The sequence below is a fragment of the Pseudomonas sp. SED1 genome (assembly GCF_034044025.1).
In the GTDB taxonomy this organism is placed as follows: domain Bacteria; phylum Pseudomonadota; class Gammaproteobacteria; order Pseudomonadales; family Pseudomonadaceae; genus Aquipseudomonas.
Window position 1 is genome coordinate 13,753 of record NZ_JAXCIS010000069.1, and the last position, 26,325, is coordinate 40,077.

28 protein-coding genes are annotated in these 26,325 nt (G+C 61.8%); 14 read left to right on the plus strand and 14 right to left on the minus strand.

The window, feature by feature from the left end:
- The first annotated feature begins 72 nt into the window (after window positions 1–72).
- Window positions 73–1,407 (plus strand): MFS transporter, encoded by a 1,335-nt coding sequence (locus SNL23_RS10835; protein WP_318302238.1) that lies wholly within the window; start codon window positions 73–75, stop codon window positions 1,405–1,407.
- Window positions 1,408–1,412: 5 nt separating this feature from the next.
- Here SNL23_RS10835 and SNL23_RS10840 read toward each other — a convergent pair whose 3' ends face one another.
- Window positions 1,413–2,291, minus strand: coding sequence for a DMT family transporter (locus SNL23_RS10840; RefSeq protein ID WP_017477864.1), 879 nt, complete (start codon window positions 2,289–2,291; stop codon window positions 1,413–1,415).
- A 185-nt stretch (window positions 2,292–2,476) separates the two neighbouring features.
- Here SNL23_RS10840 and SNL23_RS10845 point away from each other — a divergent pair, with 185 nt between their 5' ends.
- The 3 genes from SNL23_RS10845 (at window position 2,477) to SNL23_RS10855 (ending at window position 4,836) form a co-directional block, all read left to right on the plus strand.
- Window positions 2,477–2,893: a hypothetical protein gene (locus SNL23_RS10845; RefSeq protein ID WP_167665219.1), complete on the plus strand. Its 417-nt coding sequence runs from the start codon at window positions 2,477–2,479 to the stop codon at window positions 2,891–2,893.
- 74 nt (window positions 2,894–2,967) lie between these two features.
- On the plus strand, window positions 2,968–3,858 hold the full coding sequence (gene ypfJ / locus SNL23_RS10850) for a KPN_02809 family neutral zinc metallopeptidase (RefSeq protein ID WP_318302239.1): 891 nt from the start codon (window positions 2,968–2,970) through the stop codon (window positions 3,856–3,858).
- Window positions 3,859–4,836, plus strand: a complete 978-nt coding sequence (locus SNL23_RS10855; RefSeq protein ID WP_318302240.1) for an alpha/beta hydrolase — start codon at window positions 3,859–3,861, stop codon at window positions 4,834–4,836.
- 135 nt (window positions 4,837–4,971) lie between these two features.
- Here the strand turns inward: SNL23_RS10855 and SNL23_RS10860 are convergent, their stop codons facing one another.
- The 3 genes from SNL23_RS10860 to SNL23_RS10870 are packed head-to-tail and all read right to left on the minus strand — an operon-like array spanning window position 4,972 to window position 7,036.
- The gene (locus tag SNL23_RS10860) at window positions 4,972–5,559 is read right to left on the minus strand and encodes an HAD family hydrolase (RefSeq protein WP_167665218.1); all 588 of its coding nucleotides are present in this window, start codon (window positions 5,557–5,559) and stop codon (window positions 4,972–4,974) included.
- Entirely contained in the window at window positions 5,556–6,425 is an 870-nt protein-coding gene (gene tesB / locus SNL23_RS10865) for an acyl-CoA thioesterase II (RefSeq protein WP_003215520.1), read from the minus strand. Before tesB ends, SNL23_RS10860 begins: the two co-directional genes overlap by 4 nt.
- Window positions 6,426–6,466: 41 nt before the next feature.
- On the minus strand, window positions 6,467–7,036 hold the full coding sequence (locus tag SNL23_RS10870) for a GNAT family N-acetyltransferase (RefSeq protein WP_076014055.1): 570 nt from the start codon (window positions 7,034–7,036) through the stop codon (window positions 6,467–6,469).
- 76 nt (window positions 7,037–7,112) lie between these two features.
- On the opposite strand from SNL23_RS10870, the gene SNL23_RS10875 reads away from it, so the two are divergent.
- Both SNL23_RS10875 and SNL23_RS10880 read left to right on the plus strand, forming a co-directional pair.
- Entirely contained in the window at window positions 7,113–8,033 is a 921-nt protein-coding gene (locus tag SNL23_RS10875; RefSeq protein ID WP_076014056.1) for a histone deacetylase family protein, read from the plus strand.
- A 172-nt stretch (window positions 8,034–8,205) separates the two neighbouring features.
- Window positions 8,206–9,438 (plus strand): TIGR03862 family flavoprotein, encoded by a 1,233-nt coding sequence (locus tag SNL23_RS10880; protein WP_318302241.1) that lies wholly within the window; start codon window positions 8,206–8,208, stop codon window positions 9,436–9,438.
- Window positions 9,439–9,693: 255 nt separating this feature from the next.
- Here the strand turns inward: SNL23_RS10880 and SNL23_RS10885 are convergent, their stop codons facing one another.
- Together SNL23_RS10885 and yedA are read right to left on the minus strand one after the other, a co-directional pair.
- The gene (locus SNL23_RS10885) at window positions 9,694–11,025 is read right to left on the minus strand and encodes a DEAD/DEAH box helicase (protein ID WP_076014059.1); all 1,332 of its coding nucleotides are present in this window, start codon (window positions 11,023–11,025) and stop codon (window positions 9,694–9,696) included.
- A gap of 48 nt (window positions 11,026–11,073) precedes the next feature.
- Window positions 11,074–11,970, minus strand: a complete 897-nt coding sequence (yedA, locus tag SNL23_RS10890) for a drug/metabolite exporter YedA (RefSeq protein ID WP_076014060.1) — start codon at window positions 11,968–11,970, stop codon at window positions 11,074–11,076.
- 160 nt (window positions 11,971–12,130) lie between these two features.
- Here yedA and SNL23_RS10895 point away from each other — a divergent pair, with 160 nt between their 5' ends.
- Together SNL23_RS10895 and SNL23_RS10900 are read left to right on the plus strand one after the other, a co-directional pair.
- Window positions 12,131–12,592 (plus strand): Lrp/AsnC family transcriptional regulator, encoded by a 462-nt coding sequence (locus SNL23_RS10895; RefSeq protein ID WP_167665213.1) that lies wholly within the window; start codon window positions 12,131–12,133, stop codon window positions 12,590–12,592.
- Window positions 12,593–13,004: 412 nt separating this feature from the next.
- Window positions 13,005–13,298 (plus strand): DUF6124 family protein, encoded by a 294-nt coding sequence (locus SNL23_RS10900; RefSeq protein WP_017477876.1) that lies wholly within the window; start codon window positions 13,005–13,007, stop codon window positions 13,296–13,298.
- A gap of 148 nt (window positions 13,299–13,446) precedes the next feature.
- On the opposite strand, the gene SNL23_RS10905 is transcribed toward SNL23_RS10900, so the two are convergent.
- From SNL23_RS10905 to SNL23_RS10915, 3 genes are all read right to left on the minus strand, one after another.
- Window positions 13,447–14,058 carry a 3'-5' exonuclease gene (locus tag SNL23_RS10905; protein ID WP_017476222.1) on the minus strand — a complete coding sequence of 204 codons (612 nt, stop codon included), beginning with the start codon at window positions 14,056–14,058 and terminating at the stop codon, window positions 13,447–13,449.
- A 24-nt stretch (window positions 14,059–14,082) separates the two neighbouring features.
- Window positions 14,083–14,559 (minus strand): NYN domain-containing protein, encoded by a 477-nt coding sequence (locus tag SNL23_RS10910; protein WP_017476223.1) that lies wholly within the window; start codon window positions 14,557–14,559, stop codon window positions 14,083–14,085.
- 129 nt (window positions 14,560–14,688) lie between these two features.
- The gene (locus SNL23_RS10915) at window positions 14,689–15,459 is read right to left on the minus strand and encodes a DUF2076 domain-containing protein (RefSeq protein WP_076014064.1); all 771 of its coding nucleotides are present in this window, start codon (window positions 15,457–15,459) and stop codon (window positions 14,689–14,691) included.
- A gap of 179 nt (window positions 15,460–15,638) precedes the next feature.
- Between SNL23_RS10915 and SNL23_RS10920 the strand changes: the two genes are divergently transcribed.
- Both SNL23_RS10920 and SNL23_RS10925 read left to right on the plus strand, forming a co-directional pair.
- On the plus strand, window positions 15,639–16,298 hold the full coding sequence (locus SNL23_RS10920; protein ID WP_076014123.1) for a YciC family protein: 660 nt from the start codon (window positions 15,639–15,641) through the stop codon (window positions 16,296–16,298).
- Window positions 16,299–16,339: 41 nt separating this feature from the next.
- The gene (locus SNL23_RS10925) at window positions 16,340–17,428 is read left to right on the plus strand and encodes an endonuclease/exonuclease/phosphatase family protein (RefSeq protein ID WP_076014065.1); all 1,089 of its coding nucleotides are present in this window, start codon (window positions 16,340–16,342) and stop codon (window positions 17,426–17,428) included.
- Between the two features lie 156 nt (window positions 17,429–17,584).
- Here the strand turns inward: SNL23_RS10925 and hrpB are convergent, their stop codons facing one another.
- A complete protein-coding gene (hrpB, locus tag SNL23_RS10930; protein WP_318302242.1) occupies window positions 17,585–20,092 on the minus strand; it encodes an ATP-dependent helicase HrpB in 2,508 nt (835 codons plus the stop codon).
- Entirely contained in the window at window positions 20,070–20,258 is a 189-nt protein-coding gene (locus SNL23_RS10935; protein ID WP_318302243.1) for a hypothetical protein, read from the minus strand. Before SNL23_RS10935 ends, hrpB begins: the two co-directional genes overlap by 23 nt.
- 33 nt (window positions 20,259–20,291) lie before the next feature.
- Here SNL23_RS10935 and SNL23_RS10940 point away from each other — a divergent pair, with 33 nt between their 5' ends.
- Both SNL23_RS10940 and SNL23_RS10945 read left to right on the plus strand, forming a co-directional pair.
- Window positions 20,292–20,711 carry a hypothetical protein gene (locus SNL23_RS10940; RefSeq protein ID WP_017476229.1) on the plus strand — a complete coding sequence of 140 codons (420 nt, stop codon included), beginning with the start codon at window positions 20,292–20,294 and terminating at the stop codon, window positions 20,709–20,711.
- Window positions 20,712–20,726: 15 nt separating this feature from the next.
- Window positions 20,727–21,620, plus strand: coding sequence for a cation diffusion facilitator family transporter (locus SNL23_RS10945; protein ID WP_318302244.1), 894 nt, complete (start codon window positions 20,727–20,729; stop codon window positions 21,618–21,620).
- Here the strand turns inward: SNL23_RS10945 and SNL23_RS10950 are convergent.
- On the minus strand, window positions 21,617–22,726 hold the full coding sequence (locus SNL23_RS10950; protein ID WP_076014069.1) for a DUF6515 family protein: 1,110 nt from the start codon (window positions 22,724–22,726) through the stop codon (window positions 21,617–21,619). The genes SNL23_RS10945 and SNL23_RS10950 overlap by 4 nt on opposite strands.
- Window positions 22,727–23,140: 414 nt before the next feature.
- Here SNL23_RS10950 and SNL23_RS10955 point away from each other — a divergent pair, with 414 nt between their 5' ends.
- Complete coding sequence (locus SNL23_RS10955) at window positions 23,141–23,620, plus strand: Lrp/AsnC family transcriptional regulator (RefSeq protein WP_003194418.1); 480 nt, start codon at window positions 23,141–23,143, stop codon at window positions 23,618–23,620.
- Window positions 23,621–23,806: 186 nt separating this feature from the next.
- Window positions 23,807–24,016, plus strand: coding sequence for a DUF2788 domain-containing protein (locus tag SNL23_RS10960; protein WP_026077819.1), 210 nt, complete (start codon window positions 23,807–23,809; stop codon window positions 24,014–24,016).
- Here the strand turns inward: SNL23_RS10960 and SNL23_RS10965 are convergent.
- Window positions 24,011–24,652, minus strand: a complete 642-nt coding sequence (locus SNL23_RS10965; protein WP_318302245.1) for a pseudouridine synthase — start codon at window positions 24,650–24,652, stop codon at window positions 24,011–24,013. The genes SNL23_RS10960 and SNL23_RS10965 overlap by 6 nt on opposite strands.
- Window positions 24,653–24,723: 71 nt before the next feature.
- The gene (gene amn / locus SNL23_RS10970; RefSeq protein ID WP_318302246.1) at window positions 24,724–26,223 is read right to left on the minus strand and encodes an AMP nucleosidase; all 1,500 of its coding nucleotides are present in this window, start codon (window positions 26,221–26,223) and stop codon (window positions 24,724–24,726) included.
- Window positions 26,224–26,325: the final 102 nt, after the last annotated feature.

A 26,325-nucleotide genomic window follows, 5' to 3' on the forward strand; every position in this document is an offset into this window, starting at 1 on the left:
CTTGTTGAGTGGCCTCGGTTAACCAAGACCCTGAACACACCATAAAAATTTCAAAAAAACGGGTACTTCCTCATGCCTTCGCAAAATCCCGCCGTGGCCGTGCGCCACAGCAATCCCCATAGCGGCATCGGCGACAAAATCCGTGGCGCCATGGCTGTCGGTAAAACCCGCTGGGGCATGCTGGCCCTGGTGTTTTTCGCCACCACCCTGAACTACATCGACCGTGCCGCCCTCGGTGTAATGCAACCGATCCTGGCCAAGGAAATGAGCTGGACGGCGATGGACTACGCCAACATCAACTTCTGGTTCCAGGTCGGCTACGCCATCGGCTTTGTGCTGCAAGGCCGGTTGATCGACCGGGTCGGCGTCAAGCGCGTGTTTTTCTGCGCGGTGCTGCTGTGGAGCCTGGCCACCGGTGCCCACGGCCTGGCCACCTCGGCCGTAGGCTTTATGGTGTGTCGGTTCATTCTCGGTTTGACCGAAGCTGCCAACTACCCGGCCTGCGTCAAGACCACTCGCCTGTGGTTCCCTGCTGGCGAGCGGGCAGTGGCCACCGGGATCTTCAATGCCGGCACCAACGTCGGCGCGATGATGACGCCGATGCTGCTGCCGCTGATCCTGCATGTATGGGGCTGGCAGGCCGCGTTCCTGTGCATGTCGGCACTGGGTGCGATCTGGCTGCTGTTCTGGGGCCTGAAGTACTACAACCCGGAAGACCATCCGAGCGTGAAGCAATCGGAACTGGACTACGTGCAGCAGGAAGTCGAGCCAGAACAACCCCGCGTGCCGTTCAGCCGCATCCTGCGCATGCGCGGCACCTGGGCCTTCGCCCTCGCCTACTCGTTGACCGCACCGGTGTTCTGGTTCTACCTGTACTGGCTGCCGCCGTTCCTGAATCAGCAATACAACCTGGGCATCAACGTGACCCAGATGGGCATCCCGCTGATCATCATTTACCTGACGGCGGACTTCGGCAGCATCGGCGGCGGGATTCTGTCTTCGTTCCTGATCGGCCGTGGGATGAATCCGATCAAGGCGCGGCTGTTATCCATGCTGCTGTTCGCCTGCTGCATCGTCGGGGTGATCATGGCCGCCGGTTCCAGCCAGTTGTGGGTCGCGGTGTTTGCCATCTCCCTGGCCATCGGCGCGCACCAGGCCTGGACGGCCAACATCTGGAGCCTGGTGATGGACTACACACCCAAGCACATGATGAGCACGGTGTTTGGCTTTGGCGGCATGTGCGCGGCCATCGGCGGGATGTTCATGACCCAGATCGTCGGCCATATCCTGACCGTGACCAACAACAACTACACGGTGCTGTTCACCCTGATTCCGGCGATGTATTTCATCGCGCTGATCTGGATGTACTTTATGGCGCCGCGCAAGATTCCGACCGTCGAGGCCTGATTCTCCTACCTGCGCCGCTGCTGCCAGGCAGCGGCCAACCCGCTCAGGCAAATCACCCCGATCCCGACCACCGTGGTCAGGTCCGGGGTGTGGTTGAACACCAGCCAGCCCAACAACCCCGCAAACACGATCTGGCAATAGCCGAACGGCGCCAGCAGGGCCGGCGCCGCGAAGCGGAAGGCCTGGGTCAGCATCAAGTGTGCAGTCATCCCGCAACTGCCCAGCGCCAGCATCAGCACGCCATGCCACAGGCTCGGCACTTGCCAGAAGAACGGCACCAGCGCACTCATCACCAAGGTGTTGCACAGCCCGGCGAAGAAGTTGCTGGTGGTGGGCGTGTCGTACTTGCTGAGGATGCGGGTGAGCAGTTGGTAGAAGCAGAAGAACAGCGCGGACGTCAGCGGCAACAACACCGCCGGGGTGAACAGCTCACCGCCCGGGTGCACAATGATCAGCACCCCGATGAACCCGCAAATCACCGCCAGCCATTGGCCACGGGTCACGTGCTCACCCAGCAGCGGCACCGACAAGGCAGTGACCAGGATCGGCGCAAGAAAGTTGACCGCCGTGGCCTCGGCCAACGGGATAAAGTGCAACGCCGCCGTGAAAAACAGGCTGGTACCCAGCAGGCACAACGCGCGCGCCACCTGCAGCAAAGGGCGCTTGCTGCGCAGCACCCGCAGCCCTGATTGCGGCAGGAAAATCCCGGCCATCAACAGCGTATGCACCAGGTAACGGGCCCACACCACCATCACGATCGGGTAAAACCCGGCCAGGTATTTGGACAGCGCGTCGTGGCTGGAAAACAGAAAAGTGGCCACCACAATCAGCAAAATGCCTTTGAGTGGGTGGTTGACGCCGGAAAGTGGGGTGCTGAGGGTCATTGCATTCTCTTGAGTGGCAGGCTGAAATGACCGCCGCATACCGCGGCATAATCTAGAACGGGTGACGCGCCTCGCTCAAGAGCATAACCAAACACTGTTCGAACAGCGCACTAAATTGCGGTTTTCCAGTCCAACGCTCACGTCCGCCCGCCCATTGCGCGTTTTTTAACCAAGGCCTTCGTACCATGAAAAAAACCCTGTTTATTCTTTCGACCCTGGCGCTGCTCAGCGCCTGCGACAAACAAGCCGAGACCGCCAAAGCACCGGCACCGCCCTCCGTCCAAGCGACGCTGGTACCGGAAGTGCTGCCCACCGACAAATGGGTCGGCAAGTGGATTGGTGTCGAAGGCCTGAACCTGACCATCGCCAAGGACGACAGCATTGGCCGCGGCCACTATGTACTGACCATGAAATACGGCCTGGATGACGATGATTCCGGCACCTTCAAGGGCCAGGCCTCTGAAGACGGCATCACCTTTGAACGCCCGGACGGCCCGCAGATCCTGAGCGCCGGCGACGGCGAAGCCACCGGCCTGAAATGGCTGGCCGACAAGAAAGACTGCCTGATCGTCGACACCGGTGAAGGTTATTGCCGTGATTAACACCGACAGCCGGACTGGCGCCAACCCTACACACCAACAACACTGAGCTGCAGAACCATCAAGAGGATTGCCACATGCTATGGAAAAAAGGCCGACGCAGCGACAACGTGGTGGACGCCCGCGATGACAGCGGTGGTGGCGGCGGCGGCATGCGCTTTGGCGGCGGCAAGGGCCTGAGCCTGACGGCGATCGTGCTGATCGTCGGCATCGGCTGGCTGACCGGCCAGGACCCGATGCAGATCCTCGGGCAACTCAGCGGCCAGCTCACCGAGCAAGCGCCCTCCGTCAGCCCGCAAACCCGCCAGGCACCGCCGGCCAATGATGAACAGGCCGACTTCGTGCGCGCCGTCCTCGGCGACACCGAAGACACCTGGGCCCAGGTGTTCCAGGAAAACGGCCTGAGCTACAAGAACCCCAAACTGATCCTGTTCCGCGGCCGGGTGAACTCCGCCTGCGGTGGCGCCACGTCCGCCAGCGGGCCGTTCTATTGCCCGGCAGACCAACAGGTATACCTGGACCTGGATTTCTTCCGGGAAATGTCCCAACGCTTCAAGGCCGCCGGGGATTTCGCCCAGGCCTACGTGATCGCCCATGAAGTCGGACACCACGTTCAGACGCTGCTGGGCATCTCGGCGAAGATTCAGGCAGCCCGCCAGCAAGGCCGGCAGATGCAAGGCGACGGCGGCCTGCTGGTGCGCCAGGAGCTGCAAGCCGACTGCTTCGCCGGGGTGTGGGCCAACCGCGCGCAAAAACGCCTGAACTGGCTGGAGCCCGGCGACATTGAAGAGGCACTGAATGCGGCCAACGCCATCGGCGATGATCGCTTGCAGCAACAGGGCCAGGGCCGCGTGGTGCCTGACTCGTTTACCCACGGCACCTCGGCACAGCGGGTTCGCTGGTTCAAGACCGGCTTCGCCCAGGGCCAGATCACTCAATGCGACACCTTTACCGCCAAGAGCCTTTAAATGAATAAACGACTGGGTCTGCTGTTAGGTTTGTTGATCACCTGTTCCACCCCCACCTGGGCTGCCGAGCATGGCGTCAAGGTGGTCAGTCCCGATCGTTTTCACCTGGATGCCGGCGACCTGAGCGTCGGCTTGAGCCAGGACTGGCGCCAGCCACTGCCTCAAGTCACCCGCGCGCTGATCATCGTGCATGGCCGCCTGCGCAACGCCATGACCTACCTGGGCAGCGGCGAAAAAGCCGCCGAAGCCGCAGGGCAAAACGCCAATACCCTGGTGATTGCGCCGCAGTTTCTCAACCAGACCGACATCAAGCGCAACCAGATCGACAGCCAGACCCTGCGCTGGAACAGCAATGACTGGATGGCCGGCGAGCCGTCCACCGGCCCGGGCCAAATCAGCTCCTACGGCGCGTTGGACCAGATCATCAAGCACCTGGGCAACCGCAAGCTGTTCCCGAACCTGAAAGAAATCGTGGTAGCCGGCCATTCTGGCGGCGGCCAAGTGGTGCAGCGTTTTGCACTGACCGGGCATGATCACCCGCTACTGCAAACCGAAGGCATCAGCCTGCGCTACGTGGTGGCCAACCCTTCGTCCTACGCGTACTTCAGCCCGCAACGGCCGGTGAAGTTCGATGTGGCCAGTTGCCCGGGCTTCAATGACTGGAAATACGGCATGCAAAACCTGCCGGCCTACGCCAAGGGGCAAAGTGCCGAGCAGCTTGAGCAGGCGTACGTGTCGCGCAATGTCACTTACCTGCTGGGCCAGCAAGACACCGACCCGAATCACCCGGCGCTGGACAAGAGCTGTGGGGCTGAAACCCAGGGTGCGTATCGCTTGATTCGCGGGCACAACTACTTTGACTACCTCAAGCAGCGGCATCCGCAGTTGGGCCACAAGCTGGTTGAAGTGCCGGGGGTTGGGCATGACGGGGACAAGATGTTTACGTCGCCTGAAGGGCAGAAGGTGTTGTTTCCATAACCCCTGAAGAAACCGGATCAAAAATGTGGGAGCGGGCTTGCTCGCGAATGCGGTGGATCAGTCAGCATATGTATTGACTGACACACCGCATTCGCGAGCAAGCCCGCTCCCACATTTGATCTTCATTGCCTGGGGTTAGAGCATTCGACGCAATACCGCGCAATCTTCGGCATGCCAATCCGCGAGTTCCGGCCACGGGTTATCCGGCAAGTTAACCAACACCGTCTTGGTCCCCGCCGCCCGCCCACAATCCAGATCAAACCGGTAATCACCGACCATCACCATATCTTGCGGCGTCACTTCCCACGCTCGCGCCAGCTTCAATAAACCACCCGGATCAGGCTTGGGCGGCGCATCATCGCGCCCCAGCACATCCTCGACCGCAAAGCAGTCCGCCAGGCCGATTGCCTGCAACGTCACATGGGCCAGCTCCCGCGCATTGCGCGTCAGGATACCCAGGCGATAACCACGCCCGGCCAGTTCCCGCACCAACTCCACCGCGCCCTCAGCCGCTACCGAACCCAGCGCCAACTCACGCTCATGCTCCAGCAGCCACGCATGCTTGGCTGCTGCTTCATCAGCAGGCAATGCCGCCAGGTGCGTAAGAATGTCGTCAGTCGCCGGAATATCCAGCGCCACCCGAATCGCCGCAAAGTCATGCACGGCCACCGTCAGGGTGCCATCCATGTCGAACACCCAATGCTTCACATCACTCAGGCTCATGCCCAATCCTTGCGATGACGAATCAAGCCTTCCTGGGTGACCGACGCCACCAGTTGCCCGGCGCGGTTGTACACGCTGCCCCGGGAGAACCCACGGGAATTGCCGGCCCACGGGCTGTCCATGGCGTAGAGCAACCAGTCATCGGCACGCAGGTCGGCGTGGAACCACAACGCGTGGTCGAGGCTGGCGACTTGCATGTCTTTCTGCCACACGGTTTTGCCATGGGGCAGCAGCGAAGTGGTCAGCAGGCCGAAATCCGAGGCGTAGGCCAGCAGGTATTTGTGCAGCGCCGGCGAGTCGGCCAAGGCGCCATCCGCGCGAAACCACACGTATTTGACCGGGTCGGACGGCTGCGGGTTGTATGGGTCTTTCTCGGTCACCGGCCGCACTTCGATCGGCTTGGGGCACAGCAGCTTTTCGCGCATGTGCTCAGGAATCAGGTGCGCGCGCTGTTGGGTCAGTTCCAGCTCCGACGGCAGGTTTTCCGGACCGACCACCACAGGCATGGTGGTCTGGTGCTCGAAGCCTTCTTCGTCGTACTGGAACGAAGCGCTGCACGTGAAGATCGGGTTGCCCTTCTGGATCGCCGTCACCCGGCGCGTGCTGAAACTGCCACCATCGCGCACCCGGTCGACCGAATAAACCACCGGCAACGCTGCATCGCCCGGGCGCAGGAAGTAACCGTGCAACGAATGCACATGCCGCGCCTCTTCAACGGTCTGGCTGGCCGCCGACAACGACTGGCCGAGCACTTGGCCGCCGAACAACTGGCGAAAGCCCAGGTCCTGGCTGCGGCCACGAAAGAGGTTTTCCTCGATCGGCTCCAGGGTCAGCAGGTCCACCAGATCTTCCAACACTTGGCTCATAGAGCATCTCCTACATCAATCTATTGGGCATTCCGGGCTGCTTATCCGTGCAGCGTGTCCAACCATTGGGCGCGGGTGATGCGATACAACACATGATGCCGCACCGGGTCATCCGCTGCGACCTTGGGGTGTTCAAAATCTGCCAGGGGATCGTAATGCATACCGATGGCTTGCATGACTTTTTGTGATGGCAGATTGGCTTCAGTGGTAAACGAAACGATCTCGTCCAGCTTCAGCCGGTCGAAACCACAGCGCAGGGCGGTCCATGCCGCCTCACTGGCGTAGCCCAGGCCCCAGTGTTCCTTGGCCAGGCGCCAGCCGATCTCCACCGCCGGGGTGAACGGCGCCTCGAAGCTGACATTCAGCAAGCCGGTGAGGCCGATGAATTCGCCGCTGTCCTTACGCTGCAACGCCCACAGGCCAAAACCGTACTCGGCAAAATGGCCGCGAATACGCCCGATCAGCGCAGCGCTTTCCAGGCGGCTCAAGGTGGCCGGGAAATAACGCATCACCTGCGGGTCGGCGCACATGCGCGCAAACTCCGGCAGGTCGGCATCACTCCATTGGCGCAGCACCAGGCGTGCGCTTTCCAATTCCAGTATCGGCTCCATTGGTCCCCCTCCCTTGCCATGTGCGTGAGTGTAACGCGCTGTTAAGATCCGTCGCTGGTTCCCGTCAGAAATCGCCATGCCTTTGCCATTGATCTACCACGACGACTACAGCCCCGAGTTCCCGGCGGACCACCGCTTCCCCATGGATAAATTCCGCCTGTTGCGCGACCACCTGGTGGAGAGCGGCCTGACCAAGGACAGCCAATTGCTGCGCCCGGGACTCTGCCCTGCCGAGATTCTGGCCCTGGCCCATGAACCTGGGTATATCGAACGCTACATGAGCGGCGAGTTGTCCCGCGAAGACCAGCGGCGCCTCGGCCTGCCCTGGAGCGAAGCCCTGGCCCGGCGCACCGTGCGCGCGGTGGGCGGCTCGTTGCTGGCCGCCGAGCAGGCCCTGGAGCACGGCCTGGCCTGCCACCTGGCCGGCGGCACCCACCACGCCCACTACGATTACCCGGCAGGTTTCTGCATTTTCAATGACCTGGCGGTGATCAGCCGTTACCTGCTGGCCAACGGGCGAGTCAACCGGGTGCTGATCTTCGACTGCGACGTGCACCAGGGCGACGGCACCGCGCGCATCCTGCACGACACCCCGGACGCGATCACCGTGTCCCTGCACTGCGAAAAAAACTTCCCCGCCCGCAAGGCCGAAAGCGACTGGGACATCCCGCTGCCAATGGGCATGGGCGACGCGGACTACCTCAAGGTGGTCGACGATGCCCTCAATTACCTGCTGCCGCTGTATCAGCCCGACCTGGTGCTGTATGACGCCGGCGTAGATGTGCACAAGGACGACGCCCTCGGCTACCTCAAGCTGACAGACCAAGGCGTCGCCGCCCGTGATGAAAGCGTGATGCGCCACTGCCTGGGCCGCGATATTCCGGTGGTCGGCGTGATCGGCGGTGGCTACAGCAAAGACCGCCCTGCCCTGGCCCGTCGCCACGGGATCCTGCACCACAGTGCGCAGCGGGTCTGGACGTCATCCGGTTGTCATTGAGTTATGCACCTTACCCACAATCGCTGTGGAACTGCCTGTGGATAACCTGAGTGAAAGCCTCTGCAAGCCATAAGCTGCATGGGCTGCAGAAAGCTGTTCATTTTTTGATCAGGCAGTTTCGCCGTCCTCGGGTAGAATGCTCGGCCTACTTTGCCGAACCGCAGTTATCCCCATGCCCCAGCCTCAAACCTCACCTCAACACGTCATCATCATCGGCGGCGGCCCTGCCGGGCTGATGGCCGCGGAAGTGTTGAGCCAGGCCGGAGTCCGGGTCGACTTGTACGACGGTATGCCGTCGGTTGGCCGTAAGTTCCTGCTGGCGGGCGTGGGCGGCATGAACATCACCCACTCCGAAGCCTACCCGGCGTTCCTGTCGCGGTATGCCGAGCGGGCGCCGTTCATGGCGCCGTTGCTGCGTCAGTTCGGTGCCGAAGCGTTGTGCGAATGGATACATGGGCTGGGGATTGAAACCTTTGTCGGCAGTTCCGGCCGGGTGTTTCCTACCGACATGAAAGCCGCCCCGCTGCTGCGCGCCTGGCTCAAGCGCCTGCGGGACCAAGGCGTAGTTATCCACACCCGTCATCGCTGGCTGGGCTGGAATGCTGACGGCAGCCTGCTTATCCACAGCCCCGAGGGCGACAAACGTGTGCGCGGGGACGCGGTGCTGTTGGCATTGGGCGGCGGCAGCTGGTCGCGGCTGGGCTCCGACGGGGCATGGTTGAAATTGCTGGAAGACAAAGGCGTGCCTTACGCGGCGTTGCAACCGAGTAACTGTGGATTTGAGGTGTCGGCCTGGAGCGAATTGATGGTCAGCAAATTCGCCGGGGCGCCGTTGAAAAACGTCGCCATCGGGTTGGCGGACGATAAACCTCGGCTGGGTGAATGCGTGATCACCGCCACGGGCATCGAAGGCAGCCTGATCTATGCGTTGTCGGCGCCGATCCGTGAGGCGATCAACCGGGATGGATCGGCCACGGTGCATATCGACCTGCTGCCAGGTAAGCCGCTGGACAAGGTGATTGCAGCACTGAGCAAGCCACGCGGCTCACGCTCGATGAGCAAGCATCTGCACAGTCAGTTGGGAGTGGACGGGGTGAAGGCGGCGCTGCTGCGGGAATTGACCCCAGCCGAGCATTTCAATGATCCGGCGCAGTTGGCGGTGGATATCAAGGCGCTGCCGCTGACGCTGGTGAAAACCCGGCCGATGGACGAAGCCATCAGTACTGCGGGCGGTGTGCCGTTTGAGGCGCTGGATGAACGCTTGATGATCAAGCAATTGCCGGGCGTGTTTTGCGCAGGCGAGATGCTGGATTGGGAAGCACCGACGGGCGGGTATTTGCTGACGGGGTGTTTTGCCAGCGGGCGAGTGGCTGGGCGCGGCATGCTGGAGTGGCTGAAGGACTGATCGTTCCCACGCTCCGCGTGGGAACGCCGCCCTGGACGCTCCGCGTCCGCTTCTGAAGCTGACGCAGAGCGTCACAGGATGCATTCCCACGCAGAGCGTGGGAACGATCGTTATTACCTGTGGCGAGGGAGCTTGCTCCCGCTGGGCTGCGTAGCGGCCCCAAAAAAAGCGGGAGCGCTGCGCACTCCAGCGGGAGCAAGCTCCCTCGCCACAGCAAGCTCCCTCACCACAGCACGCTCCCTCGCTACAGTGACCTTACTTCTTCTTGCGCGGGCCAGTATTAAACGCAGGCACCTTGCGCACCGGCTTGATCGACGGCTCCGCCACCGATACTTCGCCACTCTCCACCCACTTGCCCAGGTTGCGCTTGCCGCCACCGGACGCCTTGGGTTTCTTCGGCTTTTTCGGCTTCTTCACCACCTGGCCAGTGGCATCGGTGTCCGGCACGCGATGCTCCGGTTCGAAGTCCTGCTCCATCTTCCGGGTCAATGTCTGACGGGTCAGCGTCTCAATGGCCGACAGCATGTTCACTTCATCCGCACACACCAGGGAAATCGCCTCACCGGTGTTGCCCGCACGACCGGTACGGCCGATGCGGTGGATGTAATCCTCAGCCACGATCGGCAGGTCAAAGTTGACCACCAGCGGCAAGTCTTCGATGTCCAGGCCACGGGCCGCTACGTCAGTAGCCACCAGGATCTGCACGTCACTGCTCTTGAAGCGATCCAGCGCGCGCTGGCGAGTGGCTTGTGGTTTGTCGCCGTGAATCCCGTCGGCATTGATGCCCAGACCTTGGAGCTTCTCTACCAGCGCATCCACGCCGTTGCGGGTCTTGGCGAACACCAGCACTTGCTTCCAGCGGCCCTTGCGCATCAGGTGCACAAACAGTTCCGCCTTGCGCTTCTTGTCCACCGGCACCACCCATTGCTTGACGGTGTTGGCAGCGACGTTGCGCGGGCTGACTTCGACGGTCAGCGGGTCAATCAGCATCTGCCCGGCCAACTGGCGGATCTCGTCGGAGAAGGTCGCGGAGAACAGCAACGTCTGGCGCTTTTTCGGCAACATGCGGTAGATGTTCGCCAGTTCTTCGGAGAAGCCCAGGTCGAGCATGCGGTCGGCTTCGTCCAGCACCAGGGTTTGCAGCTGGTTGAGTTTCAGCGCGTTCTGGCGGAACAGGTCGATCAGGCGGCCAGGGGTGGCGACCAGCACATCAACACCCTTGCGCAGCTTCATCATCTGCGGGTTGATGCTCACGCCGCCGTATACGGCGTACGTGGTCAGCGGCAAGTTTTGGGCGTACTCGGCGACGCTGGCGTGAACCTGCTCGGCCAGCTCGCGGGTCGGGCACAGGATCAGCGCGCGCACCGAGTTGGCGCTGACTTTCGGCCCTTCCATGGTCAGCAACTGCAGCAGCGGCACGGCGAAACCGGCAGTCTTGCCGGTGCCGGTCTGGGCCGCAGCCATCAGGTCGCGACCGGCCAGCACCGCCGGAATGGCTTGCGCCTGCACCGGCGTCGGGGTCTGGTAGCCAAGCGTCTCAAGGGCGCGCAGCAAGGGTTCGATCAGGCCAAGTGTGGCGAAAGTCATGGTAATACCGTAGGAAAAAGTCAGCGCAAGGTCGCAATGCGCGGCAGTTTACCTTATTTCCGGTTTCGGCTTTCGCCACTGTGGCAGGCTGATCAGCAGCACCGCGCTGATAATCACCAACATCGCCAGGGCTTCTTCCGTGCCGATGGTCTCGCCGACAAACACAATCCCGAGCAATACGGCCACCGCCGGGTTGACGTAGGCATAGCTGGTGGCTGCCGCCGGGCGCACGTGCTTGAGCAGGTACATATAGGCATTGAAGGCGATGATCGAGCCGAACACGGTCAAGTACGCCAAGGCCAGCCAGCCTTCCAGCGGTGGCATGGCTTGCAGGTGTTCGCCGCTGACGGCACTGAGCACCAGCAGCACGGCGCCAGCAATCAGCATCTCCGCCGCACTGGCCATCGCACCTTGAGGCAGCGGCAAATGCTTGCTCCACACCGACCCAAAGGCCCAGGCCGCCGCCGCAAAAATCAGCAAGGCCGCACCGGTGGGGCTCGATTGCAGGTTGGAGCCCATATTCAGCATGGCGATGCCGATAATCCCCAGCAGTACCCCGGCCCATTCCAGGCGGGTATTACGCGCGCCCCAGAAATAACCACACAGCAAGGTAAACAACGGCACGGTCGCCACCGCCAACGCGGCAACCCCGGACGCCACGCCCGTATGCTCGGCCACACTGACCGCGCCGTTGCCGAAGGTCAGCAGCAAAATGCCGATCTTCGCAGCGGCCTTCCACTGCACCCACGTCGGCGCCGGCGCCCCACGCCAGCGCAGGAAGGCATACATCAGCGCGCCTGCCGTCATAAAGCGAATCCCCGCCAGCAGCAATGGCGGCCAGTACTCCACACCAATGCGGATCACCAGGTAGGTAGACCCCCAGATCACATACAACGCAAAAAAGGCAGCGATCAACGGTAAGGGAAAGCGACGTGGGCCAGGCATTGGGTAGCTCTGCGGCAGGACAAAGGAGCGTTATTTTAGAAATCCCCAGCCGCAAACATAAGTTACAAAACCTGTTTAAAGCGCCAGTACACTTTTCAAAACATGGTTATCAAGGATATAAACCGTGCTTTCGAAAGCCACCCGTTCCCGGAGCCTTATCATGGACAAATACGACCGCATGCTTCTCAGCGCCCTGCTGGAAGACGGCCGCGCGTCCTACGCGCAACTGGCGCGCACCGTGAACCTGTCCGCGCCCGCCGTGGCTGAGCGAGTGGCGAAACTGGAAGCCAGTGGTGTGATTACCGGGTATCAGGCCAAGGTTGACCTGTCGAAGGTGGGGTTGCCGATTCAGTGTGTGATTGAGCTGCGGCTGACCAACCATGGGAGCCAGAAGGTTTACGACGCACTGGCGGAAATCCCCGAATTGACTGAGTGCCATCGGGTGACCGGCGATCCGTGCGTGATCATGCAGGCAGCGGTGGGGTCGATGCCGGAGTTGGAGAGTTTGATCAATCGGGTGGCGAAGTTCGGGTTCAGCAAGACCTCGATCATCTTGTCGAGCGCGATAGAACGACGGGTGCCGTTGGGGCAGTTGGAGGGGAATGGGAAGAGTGGCAACTGAACACGCCGCTCGGCAGCTCAAGAGCAGACGCGGAGCGTCCAAGGCGGCATTCCCACGCGGAGCGTGGGAACGATCGCCAACACTGACATTTATGATGACTAGCAAGACTGATCCCTTTCATTTGCAGGACCTTTCCTAGAAAATCCCACGGCCTTGTTTCCGTCGGATCAGGTAGCTAGTCTCGCTCGGCCATCGAACAATCGGTGGCCGGACGTGCAAGTCCGATTGGCAAGGATGTACAGACGCCCTACACCTCAACGTCCTACGTTATCTGTTATGGCGGCTGTGCGCGGGAGATCTTCGGGTCTGCCGGGTTTTCCTTTGCCCCGGTCTTGCACACCTGCGTACAGCTGCCACCTTCATTCGCGTGCAAGCGAACGGTGATAGCTTCTTACCTCAAAGGAGTTCCACCATGGTCAAAGTCACCCCCGATCCACCAGAATTCTGCAGCGACAGCCCCCTCACCCGCCGCGCCATCGATTACTACCTCAAAGCCTCCGCTCCGGACGGCGCACCCTTCGTGCTCAACGACAACATGAGTTTCGAAGACGCCCTGGCACGGGCTGCCGACTTGCTGCATTGCGCAGTGGCGACCGCACAGATACCCGGCGAGCCGATGAACGGGCAGCAACGGGCGGTGATGCATTTGGTGGAGATGGCGAAGGTGGTGGTGGATCGGTCGCTGGACTGCCTACAGCCTCGATAACACCGCAAAACTCATGTGGGAGCGGGCTTGCTCGCGAAGGCGCCGTGTCAGTCAGCACATGTGTTTGCTGATACACCGCATTCGCGAGCAAGCCCGCTCCCACATTTGGATCTTCGCCATGTTGAAGAGGGCATTCGGCTTGAGCGCCTTAGAACCCGCGATGCTTCTTCAGATGATCATTGATCTTCGCCGCCGGAACCTTCTGCAAGCTGCACAGTAGTTCGTGTGACAACTCCCGCAACCCGTGGGTGCGGCGCAGTTCCTGGGCCAGATGCGCGGTAAGGTTTGCCGCCATCTCCGCATCCGCCATCGCCCGGTGAGCCTTGCCTGTGTGGGGCAGTTGGGCAAATGAAGTCAGCGTACCCAGCTTGTGATTCGGCGCCGCTGGCATCAAGCGCCGCGCCAGCAACAATGAACAGGCAAACTTCTGCAAACGGGTGCGCCGGATCAACCCCAGCTCGAAATCCCAAAATTTCTGGTCAAACGCGGCGTTGTGGGCCAGCAGCGGTGTGGTGCCGACAAACTCGTTCACCTCGTTCATCACCCGCTCCGCCGACGGCGCGGTGCGCAGCATGGCGTTGCTGATGCCGGTCAGTTGCTCGATAAACCCCGGCACGCGCACGCCGGCGTTCATCAGGCTCTGGTAGCGGTCCACGATCTGGCCCTGCTCCAGGATGACCACGGCGATTTCCGTGGCCCGGCAGCTGCTGCTCGGCTGGATGCCGGTGGTTTCAAAGTCGATGACCGCTATACGTTCCAAACCTGTTCCAACTCCGTCGAAAATCTATTTAAGCAGCAACGCGCCTTCGATCGGCACGTAGCGGCTGGCGGCGCGTATCAGTGAGTTGGCCGTCAGCCCCGGCACGCCGTAGGCCACAGCCTCGACGCCGTGCTTGTTGATGATGCGGTCCAGCAGCATGTCGAAATCACCGTCACCGGAAGCCAGCACCACTTCGTCGACATGGGCGGCGGCGTCCATGATGTCGATGGTGATGCCCACGTCCCAGTCGCCCTTGGCCGAGCCGTCGCTGCGCTGGATGTAAGGCTTGAGCTTCACGGTAAAACCAAGGTTGCGCAGGATTTGCTGGAACTGCTGCTGCTTGCTGTCGCCACGGTCAATGGCATAGGCGTACGCCTCGACAATCTGCCCGCGCTGGCTGATGTCAGCCCACAGGGCGGCGTAGTTGAAGTGACAACCGTACGCCTGGCGCACGGTGTAGTAGAGGTTTTGTACATCGGCGAACACGGCTATCTTTTTCACCGCAAATCCTCATGACACGCGCATGGACCCCGGACTCAAAGGCCCGGAAAGGTTGCCAGTATGCCAGCCACAAGGCAGTTTCCGAGAAAAATCAGCCCGGGGCGACGAAGCGCCCCGGTTGAGTGTGGGTCAGACGAAGGAATCGTCGTCGCCAAAGGAGGAGGAGTCGTCGGAATAGTCGCTGTCGGCGAAGCTGTCGGAGCTGTTGTCACTGCCCCAGCTGTCGTTGCCGGCAAATTTCTGGTCGTCGTTGCCCCAGTTACCGTTGTCGCTGGCCGGGGCCGGCTCTTCGCGGATGATTTCTTCCACCACTTGCGGCTGTTGCGAGTTGTGGTTGAACAGGCTGCTGATGCCTTCTGCCAGCATCACACCACCGGCCACGCCGGCTGCGGTTTTGAGTGCGCCGCCGAGGAAGCCGCTGCCGATCGGCGCTGCGGGGGCCTGTTGTGGTTGCTGGTAATTCTGCTGCGGGGCACCGTAGTTCTGCTGCGGTGCGGGTTGCCCGCCAGACGACGCACGCGCCGGTTCACGCCAGCCGCCGCCGGAGGACGCAGGCGCGTTCTGGGCAGGCTGCGGGTCGCGGGAGCCACCACCAAAGATGCTCGACAGGAAACCGCCACTGCTCGGTGCTGGCTGCGCCGCCTGGGACCGGGCCTGTTGCAGTTCGTCCTGCAATTGCTGGATTTGTTGGCCCTGCTGCTTGTTCTGCGCATCAAGGCTCTTGATTGCATGCTCTTGCACCAGAATCGACTGGGTCATGTAGTACGCAGCGGCCGGTTGGCGAGTGACGTGCTCCTTGATCCGCGCTTCAGCTTGGGCGTCGCGGGGGGCTGAGTCCGTTTCGGCTTGCTGCAACCGTGAAAACAGTCCATCGATCAGGGTTTGCTCTTCGCTGTTCATGGCGACCTCGTTAGATTGCCGGTAGAAATCTTCGCCTTGCGCACGATGTGCAAGGTACAACCCAGTTATGGGGCTGTTACTGATTGTTTCAATGGTCTTTACGCAAGGTTTACGTTTGCTTGCATCTGCTCATGATCGGTTAAAGTAACGCCCTTGCTTTTCGGCCTGTGAAGACCCTGATGAATCCGTTAGACGTACTGCGCGACTCCTTTTTCTTTTTCAAGCGCAACCTGGGTGCCATCGTGCAGTTGTGCCTGCCATTGGTGATCCTCGAGGCCCTGCTGCAACAGGTGCTCGACCACACCCTCGGCCCTGATGCATTTCCCGGCTACAGCGTGATTGTCGGGCTGTTGGTGTACCCGCTGTACACCGGCGCGCTGATCCTGTTCCTCGACGCCCGCACCCGGGGCGAATCGCCGCGCACCCTGGATGTGCTGGCGATGGCCCTGACCCTGTGGCCGCGCTTTGCCTTGCTGACCGCAGTCAGCACGCTGCTGATCCTGCTGGGTCTGTCTCTGTATTTCCTGCCGGGCTTGTGGCTGATGGTGGTGCTGGCCTTCGCCGAATACTTGCTGGTACTGAGGGGCATGTCGGCGCTGTCGGCCATGAAGGAAAGCCTGCGCCTGACCCGTGGGCATTTCTGGCGCATCCTCGTGTGCCTGCTGTGCGTTATGACCCCACTGTGGTTGCTCAAGGGCGCCAGCGTGGCGGTCTACCCGGACCCGAACCCGCTGCTGGGCCTGCTGATGGACAGCGCGCAAAGCTTCCTGCAGCTGTTCACCAGCGTGGTGTTGTTCCGCCTGTTTATGTTGATTGGTGGCGACGCCGACGTGCGGTGATATGCTCCGGGCCTTGTCCTGCAACGCCATAAGCCGAGCCGATGACCCGATTACTGCGCATTACCTTGCTGGGCCTGCTGATCCTCGCGGGCCTGCTGACCGGCTTGGTCTACAGCCTGACCTGGCGCCCTGCCGACAAGGAAACCCTGCCCATCCGCTGCGTCGCGCCCCGTGCGCCGACCCTGCTGCCGGGCCAGGCCCTCAAGGTCATGACCTGGAACGTGCAATACCTGGCGGGCAAAAACTACGTGTTCTGGTACGACACCGCAGACGGCAGCGGCCCGGACGACCGCCCCACCGTTGAAGACATGGCCGCCAGCCTCGACGAAGTGGCACGGGTGATCCGCGACGAGCAGCCAGACATCCTGCTGTTGCAGGAAGTCGACGAAGGCGCCAAGCCTTCCAGCTACCAGGACCAACTGGCCTTGCTCCAGGAGCGCCTGGCCGACCTCTACCCGTGCAGCGTCCAGGCATTCGACTGGAAAGCCGACTTTGTGCCCGACCTGCACATCTTCGGCAGCGTCGGCCGCAAGCTGGTGACCATGAGCCGCTACCAGATCGAACACGCCGAGCGCCTGCAATTGCCGGTGGCCCGCGCCAATCTGATCAGCCGTCAATTCCAGGCCAAACCCGCGTTATTGCTGACCTACCTGCCGTTGAGCGACGGCGGCCAGTTGGCCGTGCTCAATACTCGCCTGGACGGCACGGCCCCCGGGCACAACGCGGTGCTGGAACAGGTGCAGGCGACCGTCAAGCTGGTGGATAAATTCGAAAGCCGTGGCACGCCATGGCTGATGGGCGGGGATTTCAACCTGTTGCCCCTGGGGCAGTTCCTGCGCCTGGACGCCGGTAAACGCGGGCAATATTCGCCGGACAGTGAGCTGCATCTGCTGTGGGAAAAGTACCCAATGATCCCGAGCAACAACGAATCCAGCGGCATTGATCGGGATAAATGGCTGACGTACTTCCCGAATGACCCGACCGTGGACGGGCCGGACCGTACGCTGGACTACCTGTTCTACAGTTCGCGAATCAAAAAGGTTGAGAGCAAGGTGCGGCAGAGCGATACGGTGCGTATCTCCAATCACTTGCCGGTGATTGCGCGGTTCCTGTTGCCCGCCGCGCAGTAAGCCACACTGCAAATACTCTGTGAAAACCGATTTATGTGGGAGCGGGCTTGCTCGCGAAAGCGTTGGGTCAGTCGACATCTACATTGACTGACACTCCGCTTTCGCGAGCAAGTCGAATCGTCGCACCGCCACTCCCACATTTGATCTTCATCGCGCTTACTTTCTCGGTTTGATCCGGGCAGTCGGTTCAGCGATCAACGGATCATCCGGCCAGTAATGCTTCGGATACCTCCCCTTCAAATCCTTCTTCACCTCGGCGTAAGTACTGCGCCAGAAGTTCGCCAGGTCCTGGGTTACCTGCACCGGGCGCCTTGCCGGTGACAACAGGTGCAGCTTGACCACCTGCCGCCCGCCGGCAATCCGTGGGGTGTCCGCCAGCCCGAACAATTCCTGCAAGCGCACCGCCAGAATCGGCGGCTGCTCGCTGTAGTCCAGACGCACCGACGAGCCCGACGGCACCTTCAGATGGTGCGGCGCCAGCTCGTCCAACCGCGCAGGCAACGGCCACGGCAGCAAGTTATGCAGGAAGCTGGAAATATCCAGATTGGCAAAATGGCTCAGGCGCGACACCTTGCCCAGGTAGGGCATCAACCAATGTTCCAGGCTGGCGAGCAAGGCGCTGTCGCTGACATCCGGCCATTCACTGGCCTTGCCGGTGTCCAGATGACGCAGCAGCATCACCCGCGCCTGCCATTGCCGAAGTTCAGGAGTCCAGGGCAGCAGTTCGAGGCCTTTGCGCCGTACCAGGTTAACCAGCGCCTGACTGCGGGCAGATTCGTCGAGGCCGGTCAGCGGCTCGCGGCTGAGCACCAGTTCGCCGACCTTGCGCTGGCGTTCGGCCCGCAGCACGCCTTCGCGTTCGTCCCAATCCAACTGGTCGACGTTGCGCACCTGCTCGGCCAATACCGAATCAAACAACGCCGGATCAAAATCCGCCGCGAGGTAAATCCGTTCTTCGCGCTGGCCCTGGCGGCTGCCCAGGTCGGCGATCACCAACCAGGGTTGTTTCATCAGGCTGTCGGCTTCGGCGAACAGCGCGGCTCGGCCGTTGGCCAGGCGGTATTCGGCACCGCCCGCACGCCGTTGCTGGGCGACACGGTCCGGGTAGGCCAGCGCCAGCAACGCGCCGAGCCAGCGCGGATGATCGGGATCAGCGACCGGTTGCTCAGCCTTGCCTCTTAAATAGCCACGGTACTGCCGGGCCAGTTGTTTGGCACGCTGCACGCCACCTTGGGTGCCACGGGCCTTTTCTTCGCCGGATAACAACGCCAGGCGACTGTGCAAATCCGCGCCGGCGCCGCGCAAGATATCGCGTTCACCCAGCAACGCTGCTACGTCACAGGCCATGTTTGCCAGGCCCAAATCCTGACCACGCAACAGCAAATGAGCGATACGAGGATGCGCGGGTAATCCGGCCATTTTTTGACCGTGGGCGGTCAGCTTGGTATCGCTCAACGCGCCAAGACGCTCGAGCAAATCCTGGGCCTGTGCATAAGCGGCGGTTGGCGGCACGTCGAGCCACACCAACTGAGTCGGCGCCACGCCCCAGCGGCCCAATTGCAGCGCCAGACCGGAAAGATCCGCCGAGAGAATTTCCGCGCTGGAATACGCCGCCAGCCCTTCATGTTGATCCTCGGACCACAACCGATAACACACCCCCGGCTCCAGTCGCCCTGCCCGGCCGGCACGCTGGGTGGCGCTGGCGCGGGAGATGCGCTGGGTGTCGAGGCGGGTCATGCCGCTGCCCGGGTCAAAGCGCGGGACCCGCGCCAGCCCGGCGTCGATCACCACGCGCACGCCGTTGATGGTCAGGCTGGTCTCGGCAATGTTGGTGGCCAGCACCACTTTGCGCTGGCCGGCAGGCGCCGGGTCGATGGCGGCGCGTTGGGCCGCCAGGTCCAGTTCGCCATGCAACGGGCACAGCAGCACATTGGTGTTATCACCCAGTGCGTCAGCCAATTGCTGATTGACCCGACGAATTTCCGCCTGGCCCGGCAGGAACACCAGCACGCTGCCGGTTTCATCGTGCAGGGCTTCAAGGATGGTCTGCACCAACCGCGGCTCGATAAATTCGCCGGGCTGGAATGGCCGACCCCAGCGCATCTGCACCGGGTACATGCGCCCTTCGCTGCGCAGGATCGGCGCGTCGTCCAGCAACCCGGCCAGGCGCTCGCCTTCCAGGGTGGCGGACATCAGCAGGATCTTCAGTGGCTGCTCACCGCGAAACAGGTCTCGGCCATTGAGGCTCAGGGCCAATGCCAGGTCGGCGTCCAGGCTGCGTTCGTGGAACTCGTCGAAGATCAACAAACCCACGCCGTCCAGCGCCGGATCATCCTGCAAGCGGCGAGTTAGGATGCCTTCGGTGACCACTTCGATACGGGTGTTGGGGCCGACCTTACTGTCCAGGCGAATGCGGTAGCCGACGGTTTCGCCGACCTTTTCACCCAGCTCGCTGGCCAGTCTTTCTGCCGCTGCACGGGCTGCCAGGCGGCGGGGTTCGAGCATCAAGATGGTTTGCCCGGCCAGCCAGGGTTCATTCAACAGCGCCAACGGCACCCGTGTGGTTTTACCGGCGCCGGGCGGTGCTTCGAGCACGGCTTCATGGCGCGTCGCCAAGGCGTCGCGCAGGGCGGGTAAAACATCATCGATTGGCAACGAATTCATACTGGCTCCAAAGCAGAGCGGCGAGTATAACGGCGAACTGCCGGGTGCCGGTGGTGGTCTCAAAGGCATACCCTTCACTTGTAGGAGCGAGCTTGCTCGCGAAAAACCCAAGAGCGCCGCGCACATTCAGGCAGTACGCGTTATCGTTGACGTTTTTCGCGAGCAAGCTCGCTCCTACCGTTCATTTCAGGAGAGTCCCATGCGTGTTGCTTCCCGTGTCATCGGCGGTGTTCTGGCCGTCACCCTGCTGAGCCAGTTGACGGCGTGCGGTTCGATTTTCTACCCCGACCGCCGTGGCCAGATCGACGGCAAGATCGACCCGGCGATTGCCGTGCTCGATGCGGTCGGCCTGCTGTTCTACGTGATCCCGGGCCTGATCGCCTTTGGTGTCGACTTCGCCACCGGCGCGATTTATTTCGAACCGGGCAAAACCGCCCAGGTGGCCCCGGAAAAACTCCAGCAAGCCATCGGCGCCGACGGCAAGGTCGACAACGCCAAGCTGCAAACCATCATCCAGAAAGAAACCGGCCATAACCTGCCGCTGGACGACCCGCGCATGATCCAGTTCAAAGGCAGCGTTCAACAACTCGCCACCCTGGGCCTGCAACCCGCCGCTTAAGGACTGACTCCCCCCATGACCACCAGTCCCGAACACGCCCGGCTGTTGCGCCTGGCCACCCGCGCGTCCGTCGGCGTGGCCTGTGTGCTGATTGTGACCAAGACCATCGCCTGGTGGCTCAGTGGCTCGGTGAGCATGCTCGCCGGGCTGACCGACTCGCTGCTCGACGGCGTCACCTCGCTGCTCAACTTGCTGGCTGTGCACTACGCGTTGCGCCCGGCGGATGACGATCATCGTTATGGCCATGGCAAGGCAGAATCTCTGTCGGGCATGGCCCAGGCGCTGTTCATCGCCGGCAGTGCGGTGTTGATCGCGTTCCAGGCGTTCCAGCGTTTGCAGCATCCGGAGCCGGTGGGCGCGCCATGGCTGAGCATTGGCGTGATCATTCTGTCCCTGGCGCTGACCGCAGCGCTGCTGATCCTGCAATACCGGGTGATCCGCGAAACCGGCTCCAACGCCATCCGCGCCGACTCGCTGCACTATCGCTCAGACTTGATGCTCAACGGCAGCATCCTGGTGGCGCTGGTGCTGGCAGCGTTCGGCTTTCATCAGGTGGACGCCTGGTTTGGCCTGGGCATCGCGGCCTACATCTTGTGGAGCGCCATCCAGATCGCCCGGGAAAGTTTTTCGGTGCTGATGGACGAGGAACTGCCGCCGGATGTCAGCCAGCACATGCTGGAACTGGCGTGCAGTGTGCCCGGTGTATTGGGCGCCCATGACTTGCGCACGCGGATTTCCGGCAGCCACTGGTTCGTGCAACTGCACCTGGAGTTACCGGGGGAATTGAGTTTGTCCGTGGCCCACGGCATCAGCGATCAAGCCGCCGATGCCATCCACCAAGCCTACCCGCGCGCCGAAGTGCTGGTGCACGCCGACCCGCAGGAAGTGGTCAAGGGCGCGAAGGCCTAGTACTGCACCTGATAGCCGCGACTGCTCAGGCAGTTGCCTTGGGCCTGGCGGTAGGTTTGCACCACGGCCGGGTCTGGGGCGTAGGTGACGGTCCTTGGGTCAAAACCACTTTGTTGCACCGCCCAGCGATAGCAGTCGTAACCGTCCTGCTGGACCTGCGCCGGTGATTGGCCGTTGGCCGGGTAAGCCACCACGTCATACCCGTTGCCTTGGGGCGTTGGCTGCGGCGCTGGCGCGGCGGGTGGTGGCTGCACCACCACGTACTGCTGGCTGCTTTCTTCGTAGGTGTAATAAGCACCGGCGGCAAGGAAAAACAGTGCGCTGCCCACCCACACTTCCCGTGCGTAATCCGGCAGGTATTGCACGCGAATCCCGTATGGCGGCGCCACTACGACATAGCGCGGGCCTTGTGGGCGATACCAGTAGCCACCCGAGAAGAAGTAGTCCTGGCCACGATACGGCACGCGGTAGTTGCGGTCGGGGAAACGGTCGACGGTGTAACCGGGACGGTACTGCGGGCCGGGGCCCCAGCCATTACCGTGCCCGTCGGGACGGCCCGGCCAGCGATGATCGTTGGGGTGGTTATTGCCACCGCCATTGAAGCCGGGCCGGCCGGGGCCACCCTGGCCGCCATTGCCTGCCTGCCAGTGCTGATTACCATCGTTGCGACGCGGAATGTCCTGGTAGTTGCCGGGACGCGGTTCCTGGGTCTGGCGCACGGTATCCGGGCGGCCCTGGATCGGCAGATTATTAGCCGGCTGGGGCGCCTGGTGCGGAGGTTGTTGCTGATTGCCTTGCGGGCGACCTTGCCACTGGCCACCACCATTGGGCCGCTCAAAATGCTCGTTCTGCGGCCGTGGCTGATTATTTTCGAAATGCTGGTTCTGCGGACGCGGCTGATTGTTCTCGGGACGAGGGGCTTCAGGACGCGGTTGATTATTTTGCGGTCGAGGCTGGTTGTTCTGCGGCCGCGGCTGGTTGTTACCCGGGCGCCCTTCCTCACGCTGGCCACCGCCTTCAGAGCGAGGCTGTTCGTCGGCCATCACTTGCGCACCAACGGTTACCATCAGCAAACCAACACCTGCCAAACGCCAGATGCGCTTCATGCTATTCCTCACTGCGGATTAGGGCCTACACGTAAGACTGGAAAACCGGGGCCCGGTTCTGCGACAGGTTATCAGTCACGAGAAGTATTTTCGCAGGCAATAAAAAGGGGCGACCCGTCGGTCGCCCCTTGAGAACTTCGTCCTGGCTCAACGCTTTTGACGTTGGCTCACCTCACGCCGTCTTGTGGACAGTGTGCAGCCCGGGGGCCGGGGCAACCCTGTGGGGTTGGCGGCCGCAGCCGGCGGTATGAGCGGGCTGCAGTGGACTGTATGTCCGGGCGGTGATTCTGTTGATAACTTTACGCCCCAGGCCCGGACAGAGGATTGCGAAGATTGCGTCAATAAACAGTGCTTGCGCAATTTTTAACCCTGGATAGATAATTCGCCGCAATAGTTACGACAAAGGCCAGCCCCATGAGCAAGCTTGACCGATACGACCTGAGTATTTTGGCGGAATTACAGCGCGACGCGAGGATCTCCAACCAGGAGTTGGCCGAGCGCATCGGCCTGTCGCCTTCGCCGTGCTCACGCCGGGTCAAGCAATTGGAGGACGACGGCTACATCGCCCGCCAGGTCGCCCTGCTCGACCGCAAGATGCTCGGCCTGAGTCTCACGGCCTACGTACTGATCGGCATGGACCGACACACACCCGAGCGTTTCGAGAACTTCGAAGCCGCCATCCGCACCTTGCCGCAAGTGCTGGAGTGCAGTTTGGTGACCGGGATGGACGCTGACTACCAACTGAAGGTGGTGGTGCCAGACATGGACCACTACCAGAAACTGCTGCTGGGGCACCTGACCCGCATCGAAGGCGTCACCAGCGTGCGCTCAAGCTTTGTGCTGAACCAGGTGCTCAACAGCACCGAGTTGCCGCTGACCCATTTGCGCACCTAAGGCTAGCGCGGAACAAATGTGGGAGCTGGCTTGCCTGCGATGCAAACGACTCGGTCTTGCAGAGACACCGAGGTGATGCAATCGCAGGCAAGCCAGCTCCCACAGACCGACGCAGGTCAATGTCGCGCCGATTGCCCTGGCGTATAATCGACGCCTGCCTCAGCCGGAAACCACCCAATGAACTCGATTGATCCCGCCGTGTTTGAAGAATGGATGATGACCGGCCTGGTCAGCATCCTGATCATTTTCATGGGCTTTATCGTCTGGGACCTGGCGAAGAAATCCAAGGCCGGGCGTTTTGGCTCGATGATCCTGTTCTTCGTGCTGGGCCTGGGCGTCGCCGCGTTTATCATCAAAAGCGTGGTGATCGGCCTGATCGAGTCCGGCGCCTTATAAGCGCGCCGGCACTTCCTTCCACTGGCCTTGATCCAGGCCGTCGATCGACCAGTCACCAATCCGCACCCGCACCAGACGCAATGTCGGCAACCCTACGGCGGCCGTCATGCGCCGCACCTGGCGGTTACGCCCTTCTCGAATAACCAACTCCAGCCAATAGGTCGGCACGCTTTTGCGAAACCGCACCGGCGGGTTGCGCGGCCACAGTTGCGGCTCGTCCAGTTGCCGGGCCTCGGCGGGCAGGGTCATGCCATCGTTGAGTTGCACACCATCGCGCAGGCGTTGCAGCTGCTCCTCGGTCGGCTCGCCTTCCACCTGCACCCAGTAGGTTTTCGCCAGCTTGTGCTTGGGGTCTGCGATGCCCGCTTGCAATTGGCCGTCGTTGGTCAGCAGCAACAAACCTTCACTGTCACGGTCCAGGCGTCCGGCCGGGTAAATGCCGGGGATGTCGATGAAATCCTTGAGGGTCGCCCGCCCGCCTTCGTCGCTGAACTGGGTCAGCACATCGAAGGGTTTATTGAACAGGATCAACTTGGGCTCAGCCGGTGGCGCCTTGGCGACACGACGCGGGGCCGACGAAGTTTGCGGACTTTTCACACCAGGGCGGCGGGAAACGGGACGGGCAGGACGGGACATGGCAAAGGAACATCTAACGGTCAGGACCGACAATGCTAGTGGCCTGACCGTTAAATAACCATCCCAACCGTTTAGCGGAACGGCGGCTCGTCGAAGCTGCGCAGTTTGCGCGAGTGCAGCGAGTTGAGTTCGGTGCGCAACAGATCCACCGCCTCGATGCCGATCTTCAAGTGCTGGCTGACCGCACGCTCATAGAACGCGTTGGCCGAACCCGGCAACTTGATCTCACTGTGCAGCGGTTTGTCCGACACACACAGCAACGTGCCGTAAGGCACCCGCAGGCGGTAGCCCTGGGCTGCGATGGTGCCGCTTTCCATGTCCACGGCCACGGCGCGGGACAGGTTGATCAGCGGTCGCTCCTGGGCCCAACGCAGCTCCCAGTTGCGGTCGTCGTAGGTCAACACGGTGCCGGTGCGCAGGCGCTTCTTCAGCTCCTCGCCCTTCTCGCCGGTGACGTTGGCGGCGGCTTGCTGCAAGGCCATCTGCACTTCGGCCAGGGCCGGGATCGGGATGTTCGGCGGCACGACCCGGTCGAGAATCCCGTCGCGGCGCATGTAGGCGTGAGCCAGCACGTAGTCGCCGATGGTCTGGGACTGGCGCAGGCCGCCGCAGTGGCCAATCATCAGCCAGCAATGCGGACGCAATACGGCCAGGTGATCGGTGATGTTCTTGGCGTTGGACGGGCCGACACCGATGTTCACCAGCGTCACACCGTGGCCATCGCTGGCCTGCAAGTGGTAGGCCGGCATCTGGTAGCGGTGCCAGACCACGCCCGCGGCGATGGCAGACGCTTCGCCGTGGTCCATGCTCTTGTCGATGATCACATTGCCCGGCAGCACCATGCGGATAAAGCGCGGGTCGCTGCGCAACTGTTCCAGGCCATGCACGATGAACTGGTCAACGTAACGGTGGTAGTTGGTCAGCAAAATCCACGGCTGCACATGGCGCCAGTCGCTGCCGGTGTAGTGCACCAGGCGGCGCAGGGAAAAGTCTACACGGGCGGCATCGAACAGCGCCAATGGCAGCGGATCGGTGTTTTCCCAATCGTAGAGACCGTCGGCAATGCCATCGGTGGCGGCGGACAGGTCGGTACTCGGGAACACCCGCGCCAGCGTGGCGGCGGTCACGCCGGAGCCGGCGAGCTCGTCGCCCTGCTCCACCACGTACGGGTAAGGAATGTTCTGCTGGCTGACGCCCACTTCCACCGTCACGGTGAAGTCGTGCATCAACGGCACCAGTTGCTCCAGCAAGTATTTGCGGAAGGCTGAAGGATGGGTGACGGTGACGCTGTAGGTCCCCGGCAACTGGACCTTGGCATACGCCCGGGTGGTCTGTGGGACTTCGCCCTGCACCAGGTAGGTCAGGCGAAGTTCCGGGTAGCGAAACATCGCGCGTTGTTCGGCGTCGGGCTCGACGCGGTCTTTGAGGTAGCGCTTGAGGGCTTGATTGAGCGCGCCAGTGGCACGCTCATGGAGAGCCGCCAGCCGATTCACGGCTTCTTCGGCGGTTTGAACGACAACAAAAGCTTCGGTCACGGTAAGCATCCTGTGTTCTGACTTGCAGGCGTTCATCTTGCCTGTATCCCTGGCGCACTGGAACACCGGAATTGGAATGCGATCAATAATGTGGGAGCGGGCTTGCTCGCGAAAGCGGTAGGTCAGTCAGCACATGTA